This is a genomic window from Pelomonas dachongensis (assembly GCF_043555865.1).
GTDB classification, from domain to species: Bacteria; Pseudomonadota; Gammaproteobacteria; order Burkholderiales; family Burkholderiaceae_C; genus Pelomonas; species Pelomonas dachongensis.
Genome location: NZ_JBIGHY010000014.1, coordinates 76,089 through 82,608, shown reverse-complemented (window position 1 = coordinate 82,608; position 6,520 = coordinate 76,089). Strand labels below are relative to the sequence as shown.

Below are 6,520 nucleotides of genomic sequence, written 5' to 3'. Positions count from 1 at the left end.
TCGGACTCTCGAATCTCTGTGCGGGTCAGAGGGGTGGTGCGGGCTCGGGCGTGGACTCGGCTCATGCGACTTTGACGACCGACTGCTCGGCCTTGAGGGTTCGGATCAACTCTCGCAGCACGTCCCTAGCTTTGAACAAGGCCCAGCTGCGAACGGGAACATGATCACATGGGACCCAACACCTAACAGCTCGCCATCAAGCCAGACATACTGCGTCGCGTTCGGGCCGAACTCTGCGAGCAGTTCGCCGGAGGGACCGTAGACGAAGCGACTCTGCCCCTGTGCATTGACCTTGAACGTCCGCTGGTTGAGCGCGTTGTTCAGATACTGCCCGGCGCTAGCGCCATTGACCGTCACCATGTTGAGTCGGTTGAAGGCGTCGTAGCCGTAGCCGCGAGTGCCATCCCAGCGCGTTTCGTAGGTGAGATTGCCTGCGTCGTCATAGCCGAAGTTGCGCCACTGCGCTCCGCTCAGCGACGCCAAGCGGTTGCTGCCCGGCGCCGGCGTGTAGCTCAGGCCCTGGCCTGCACGATGACTGCTGTTGCGGTTGCCCACAGCGTCCCAGCCAATGCCCTGGTTGTCGCCACTTCGAGTAACGCTGGTGAGACGGTCGTTCGGGTCGTAGAGGAATGATGCCGTGGCATCGGCATACAGGCTGTCCGTGAGTTGCCCGAGGGTGTCGGTGTGGCTCCAGTCCAGCCCGACGTTGTGGACGGACGGGCTCGACAAACGTCCGGGGCGTCCGTCGGTGTCCAGTTCTATCAGCCGAGGCAGGTTGTTCCCGAAGCGCCAGGCATAGCGCCGGTCGGTAGCCGGTTGGTAGAGAAACCCGTCGGCAACGGTGAGGCCCTGGCCGTTCAGGCTGCCAGTTCCCGCAACTGCTTCTAGCCAAAAGTGCGCGCGCCGCTCCAGAAGTCATCACATCGAGCGTCGGGGCTCTTGTAAGTTCTCACAATTGGCAAGCACAGCTGTTGCCCGACGAACAGTCGGGCTCTCAGTGCGTTCCGTTGCCACGTCACCAACCTACGGCGACGCACGCTCCGGCGGCGCAGCCAGAAAGACCACATCGCGTGGGCCGGGATGACAGGGATCGCCGCCGCGTGGCTTCCGCCCCCCCGAGTCCTTCATCCATGGCCATACAGCGTTTTGCCGTCAACTACCCAAGGTAGGAGCCGTATGCCCGAATCGGGCCCGTACGGATCTGTGCGGGCGGCGCCAAGCAACGGGTGTTTCTACCGCGATCGTTCTAAGTGGGGGAGCTCACCACTATTAGGGGATTAGTCACGTGCCAGGCGCGCGACTTCTCCGGACAATCCGCTAAGCCTACTTGAGTAGGCACGCCATCCCCATGAATCCCTCAATCAGCCGATCGGCTTTTGAGCCGACAGCTGGCGAAGCTTTGCCCGCATCGACAGTCCCAAAGCCCGAGGAAGACAACAAGTCCACCGACAATAACTCTGCGAATGCGCTGCAGGCGTTGGCCATCCTTGCCCGGCTGCACCACGTCGCCGCCGAGCCTCACGCGCTTCGCCACGAACTGGGACTGGGCGAACACGACCCTGTCGGCCGGCAAGACCTGCTGCTTGCAGCCAAGCGCATCGGGCTCAAGGCCAAGCCGACGCATAGCTCCGTCGAACGCCTGACCCTCGCGCCGCTGCCGGCTCTTGCGATCATGAATGACGGCCGCGTCGTCGTGCTTGCGCAGTGCGATGGCCAGCGCGTGCTATTCATGGACCCTTCGGCAACCGCCGCCGACGGCGCCCAGGCCGCGCGGCCCACCATCGAGCCGCTGGAGGTCTTTGCGGGCCAATGGAGCGGCGAACTCGTGCTCGTCACGAGCCGCGCGAGCCTGGCCGGCGCCCTCGCCAAATTCGACTTCTCCTGGTTCGTCCCCAGCATCGTCAAGCACCGCAAGCTGCTCGGCGAGGTGCTGCTGCTGTCGCTGTTCCTGCAGCTCTTCGCTCTGGTCTCGCCGCTGTTCTTCCAGGTCGTGATGGACAAGGTGCTGGTGCACCGGGGAGTCACCACGCTGGACGTCATCGTCATCGGCCTGGTGGTCATCATGCTTTTCGAAAGCGTCCTGAGTGTGCTGCGCTCCTACGTCTTCAGCCACACCACCAGCCGCATCGACGTCGAGCTCGGCGCGCGACTCTTCCGTCACCTGCTCAACCTGCCGCTGGCCTACTTCCAGGCGCGCCGCGTGGGTGACTCGGTGGCCCGGGTCCGCGAGCTCGAGAACATCCGCCAGTTTCTTACCGGCAATGCCCTGACCCTCGTGCTCGACGTCGCCTTCTCGGTGATCTTCATCGCGGTCATGTTCGCCTACAGCGTGCCGCTGACACTCATCGTGCTGGCTTCCTTGCCGCTGTACCTGATGCTGAGCCTGAGCGTCGTGCCCGTGCTGCGCGGCCGCTTGAATGAGAAGTTCGCGCGTGGTGCTGAGAACCAGTCGCTGCTGGTCGAGACCGTCACCGGCATCCAGACGGTCAAGGCCAGCGCGCTGGAGCCGCAAATGGCCCGCCGCTGGGACGAACAACTCGCCGCCTACGTCAGTGCCTCGCTTCGCACCCAGACTCTGGCCCAGTACGGCCACGAAGGTATCAACCTCATTGGCAAGATCGTCAACGCAGCCACGCTCTGGTACGGCGCTCACCTGGTCATGGAGAGTCATCTCAGCGTCGGCATGTTCGTAGCGTTCAACATGTTCGCCGGCCGCGTGGCCCAGCCCATCATGCGCATCGCGCAGATGTGGACCGACTTCCAGCAGACCGGCCTGTCCATGGAGCGCCTGGGCGACATCCTCAACACCCGCACGGAGCTACCGCCGCAAAGCGTCAGCCCGCTGCCGCGCCTGCAAGGTCGGGTGACGCTGGACAACCTGACCTTTCGCTACCGCCCCGATGCGCCGCCTGTGCTGCACGGCGTGAGCCTGGACGTGATCCCCGGCGAAATCATCGGTATCGTCGGGCGCAGTGGTTCGGGCAAGAGCACGCTGACCAAGCTCATCCAGCGCCTGTACGTGCCAGAGAGCGGCCGCGTGCAGGTCGATGGCCATGACATCGCCCTTGTCGATGCCGCGCAGCTGCGCCGCCAGGTGGGCGTGGTGCTGCAGGAGAACATGCTCTTCAACCGCAGCGTGCGCGAGAACATCGCCATCGCCGACCCGGCAGCGCCTTTGGAGGCGGTCATGCACGCCGCACGCCTGGCGGGCGCGCACGAGTTCATTACCGAGCTGCCGCAGGGCTACGACACCGTGGTGGGCGAGCAGGGCAGCAGCCTCTCGGGCGGTCAGCGCCAGCGTATCGCCATCGCACGCGCGCTGTTCAGCCAGCCGCGAATCCTGATCTTCGACGAGGCAACCAGCGCGCTGGACTACGAAAGCGAAGCCGTCATCCAGAAGAACATGCGCGCCATCTGCCAGGGCCGCACCGTCTTCATCATCGCCCACCGCTTGAGCGCCGTGCGTTACGCCCACCGCATCATCGCGATGGACAAGGGGCGCATCGTCGAGATGGGCAACCACGACCAGCTCCTTGCCAAGCCACAAGGCCTCTACGCCCACCTGTGGCGCATGCAGGGTGGCACGGAGGTGGGCGCATGAACCCGGCTGCACCCGTGAGCGTCGACGCCGAGGTCGAGACGCCTCGCCACCCCGCCATTGAACTGCTCGACCGCTACCGCGCCATCTTCAAAGCGGCCTGGGACCGTCGCGACGAACTCGCCGGCCCGAGGCGCATGCTCGACGAGCGCGCCTTCCTGCCCGCTGCCTTGGCGCTGCAGGAAACCCCACCCCACCCTGCGCCTCGACGGGCCGCCATCGTCATCTGCTCGCTCTTCCTAGCTGCACTGCTCTGGGCGGTCGTCGGCCAGATCGACATCGTCGCCGTCGCCCAGGGCCGCATCATCGTCAGCCAGCGCAGCAAGACGATCCAGCCGCTGGAAACGAGCGTCGTCAAGGCCATTCATGTGAGGGACGGCGACAAGGTCAAAGCAGGTGACCTGCTCATCGAGCTCGACAGTACTCTCACCGCCGCCGACAGCACGCGGGTCGGGGAGGAGCGCAGCGCGGCCAGCTCCGAAACCCTGCGCACCCAAGCGCTGCTCGCCGCCCTGGGCCAGGGGGGCAGCCCGCGCATGGCGCCGGCGTCGCTGGCCGACCTGACCGCAGCAGACCGCGCCAGCGTACAAAGCCAGTTGCAAAGCGAATGGGCAGACATCAACGCCAAGCTCGCCCGGTACGCTGCCGAGACCGCCAGGCGCCAGGCCGAGATCGCCACGGCAGGACAACTCGTGGCCAAGCTGCAGGCCACCGTGCCCTTGGCTCAGCAGCGCGAGAAAGACTTCAAGGCGCTGACGGAGCAAGGCTTTGTAGCCGGCCATGCGGGCCAGGACCGCACCCGTGAGCGCATTGAGCTCGAGCGCGACCTCGCCACCGCCCAGGCCCGGCTGCTCGAAGCCCAGGCTGCCCTCACCGAGACCGAGCAGGGCCTCAACGCCTACCGCGCTGAAACACGGCGCACCCTGCAAGAGCGAGAAACACAAGCCAGCCTGCGCGGCCGCCAGCTCACCGAAGAACGCACCAAGGCTGACAAACGCAACGCGCTGACCCGCCTCACCGCACCCGTCGCCGGCACCGTGCAGCAGCTTGCCGTGCACACCTCTGGTGGTGTGGTCACCGAAGCCCAGGTGCTGCTGGTGCTGGTGCCCGATGACGCCGAGGTGACGGCTGAGGTGGTTCTGGAGAACAAGGATGTTGGCTTCGTACGCGCCGGTCAGGACGTGACAATCAAGCTCGAAACCTTCCCCTACACCCGCTACGGCACGGTCGAGGCCAAGGTGTTGAGCATCACGGCGGACGCGGTGCAGGACGAGAAGCGTGGGGCCATCTTCCCGGCCAGCCTGGTGCTGGACACGGCCGTCATCAACGTGGACGGCAAGCGCATCAAGCTGGCGCCGGGCATGAACCTCACTGCCGAGATCAAGACCGGCAAGCGCCGCGTCATCGACTACTTGCTCAGTCCTGTGCAGAAGCACCTGGACGAGAGCCTCAAAGAACGCTGAGCACCCCACCTATGCGAGTCCTCATCATTCATCAGAACTTTCCTGGGCAGTTTCGCCATGTCGCCAAAGCCTGGAGCGAGCGACCCAGTTGGAAGGTCATCGGCATCGGGCGGGACACCGCCCCCGGCATGCCAGAGCTTGAGAAGGCTGGGCGGCTGACGCTGATCCGATACAAGCCCCATCGCTCGGTGCACCAGGGGCAGCACCACTACCTTCGCCGCATGGAAGACGCCGTGCTGCACGGTCAAGCGGTCGCGCGCATCCTGCTGGCGCTCAAGGCCAAGGGCTTCAAGCCTGATGTCATCCTGGCGCATCCGGGATGGCGCGAAACGCTCAATGCCAAGGACGTGTTTCCCGACACGCGGCTGGTGCATTTCTGTGAGTGGTTCTACAACGCGCCTGCCGAAGGCAATGGCCTAGACCCGAACTGGCAAGGCGCTGACATCGGCTTCGATCCGGAGTTTCCCGTCACCTTCGACGACCGCGCACGCATCCGTGCCTGGAATGCGCTGCACCTGACCAACCTGGAGAACTGCGACGCGGCGATCAGCCCGACGCATTGGCAGAAGGCGCAGCACCCCAAGGCCTACCTCGACAAGATCACCGTTGCCCACGAAGGCATCGACACTGAAAACCTAGCGCCCTACGCCAGGGCCGGCATCAAGCTGCCGAACGGCACCGTGCTGCGCGCTGGCGATCCCGTCATCACCTACGTGGCACGCAACCTTGAGCCCTATCGCGGCTTCCACCAGTTCATGCGCGCGCTGCCGGCGATTCAGCGCCAGCACAAGACCTGCCACACCGTGATCGTGGGTGGTGACGACGTTAGCTATGGCCGAAAGCCAGACGGGGCCAAGCACTGGCGCGAGAAGATGCTGCGCGAGGTGGGCTCGCGGCTCGATCCAACACGGACGCATTTCCTGGGCAAGGTGCCGTACGAGGGTTACAAGCGCGTGCTGCAGGTGTCGGCGGCGCATATGTACCTGACATACCCGTTCGTGCTGAGTTGGTCGATGTTGGAGGCGATGGCGACGGGCTGTCTGGTCATCGGGTCGGATACGAAGCCAGTGCGGGAAGTGCTGAAGGACGGTGTGAATGGTCAGTTAGTCGGGATGTTCGATCAATCCGCTGTAGCTGAAACGGTTGTCGAGCGACTAAATGCGCCGGCAGCATCCGATGCGCCATTGCGCGGTTCCGCTCTCGACGCGACACGCGCTTACTCAACGAAAGCCGGCACGCAGGCGTTCGAGGCGGCGTGTTGGCGCTCCAGGAGCCCGACACGAGCGTTGGGGTCCAGAGAGTCGTATCACACCGTGCCGAAACGAAACGGCCGTTGGTTGGGTCCAGCACTGGACTCGCAGAAGTCGAGCAATGACCACCGAGGGAGGTTTTCGTGAATCAACATTCATTGGGATTTTTATCGACGTCGCCTTCCTTTAGAAGTATTTGCAAAGCATCT

4 protein-coding genes are annotated in these 6,520 nt (G+C 64.4%); 3 read left to right on the top strand and 1 reads right to left on the bottom strand.

Going from position 1 to position 6,520, the window contains the following annotated elements; genetic code table 11:
• Positions 1 to 105: 105 nt before the first annotated feature.
• On the bottom strand, positions 106 to 729 hold the full coding sequence (locus ACG02S_RS24240) for a hypothetical protein (protein WP_394473069.1): 624 nt from the start codon (positions 727 to 729) through the stop codon (positions 106 to 108).
• Positions 730 to 1,348: 619 nt separating this feature from the next.
• On the opposite strand from ACG02S_RS24240, the gene ACG02S_RS24235 reads away from it, so the two are divergent.
• The 3 genes from ACG02S_RS24235 to ACG02S_RS24225 are packed head-to-tail and all read left to right on the top strand — an operon-like array spanning position 1,349 to position 6,458.
• Positions 1,349 to 3,601 carry a type I secretion system permease/ATPase gene (locus ACG02S_RS24235; protein WP_394473068.1) on the top strand — a complete coding sequence of 751 codons (2,253 nt, stop codon included), beginning with the start codon at positions 1,349 to 1,351 and terminating at the stop codon, positions 3,599 to 3,601.
• Positions 3,598 to 5,061: an HlyD family type I secretion periplasmic adaptor subunit gene (locus ACG02S_RS24230; RefSeq protein WP_394473067.1), complete on the top strand. Its 1,464-nt coding sequence runs from the start codon at positions 3,598 to 3,600 to the stop codon at positions 5,059 to 5,061. Before ACG02S_RS24235 ends, ACG02S_RS24230 begins: the two co-directional genes overlap by 4 nt.
• A gap of 11 nt (positions 5,062 to 5,072) precedes the next feature.
• A complete protein-coding gene (locus ACG02S_RS24225; RefSeq protein ID WP_394473066.1) occupies positions 5,073 to 6,458 on the top strand; it encodes a glycosyltransferase family 4 protein in 1,386 nt (461 codons plus the stop codon).
• The last annotated feature ends 62 nt before the right edge of the window (positions 6,459 to 6,520 follow it).